This is a genomic window from Bacillus sp. SIMBA_008 (assembly GCF_046535495.1).
In the GTDB taxonomy this organism is placed as follows: domain Bacteria; phylum Bacillota; class Bacilli; order Bacillales; family Bacillaceae; genus Bacillus; species Bacillus subtilis.
In genome coordinates, this window is the sequence record NZ_JAWRWL010001009.1 from 1 (window position 1) to 247 (window position 247).

Annotated in this window: 1 pseudogene; it reads right to left on the reverse strand. The window is 52.6% G+C overall.

The window, feature by feature from the left end:
- Positions 1-247 (reverse strand): annotated as a pseudogene (locus SB658_RS26440) (excinuclease ABC subunit B); the annotation flags it as partial.

Here is a 247-nt window from a genome sequence, read left to right on the forward strand (position 1 = left end):
TCCGCTGCTCAAGCCGCTGCGCTTCAAGGAGCTTGCCGTTTTCGTGCATCACTTTCAAGCGCTCCTCAAGCTCCTGTTCAATATTCAGAATCGCTTTTTCCATCTTTTCCGCCCGGGTGACGAAGTGGGAAGCCGGGAAAATCGCGACATGGTCACGGTCGCCGAGAATTTCTCCGGTCAAAGCGTCGACCTCCCTGATCCGCTCAATTTCGTCTCCGAAAAATTCCACTCTGATACAATGTTCGTC